This window comes from Bartonella vinsonii subsp. vinsonii (assembly GCF_902825235.1).
GTDB lineage: Bacteria > Pseudomonadota > Alphaproteobacteria > Rhizobiales > Rhizobiaceae > Bartonella > Bartonella vinsonii.
In genome coordinates this window covers 1-255 of record NZ_CADEAJ010000105.1, presented here as the reverse complement: position 1 = coordinate 255, position 255 = coordinate 1, and the positions used below count along the sequence as shown (strand labels likewise).

Genomic DNA, 255 nt, shown 5'->3' with positions numbered 1-255 from the left:
TTTCTAAAATCATAACCATGCCGTGAAGATTGGCATATTCACAAACATGGAGATGATTTATCACACGGGCATGATCATAAATTCTTGCATTGCCATAGACATGAGCATGATCAAAAATGATAGCCTTTCCAAAAACGCATGCCTTTCCATAAACAAAACCAGCGATAACAGAGTTATTAAAAACCTTGGCATCTTGAGAAACATGAGCAGGGTTTAAAACCAGAGCATTATCATAAACCCAGCAATTGCCATCAT

Annotated in this window: 1 pseudogene; it reads right to left on the bottom strand. The window is 37.3% G+C overall.

Annotated features, from left to right (window positions below):
* Positions 1–255 (bottom strand): annotated as a pseudogene (locus J7R12_RS08835) (hypothetical protein); the annotation flags it as partial.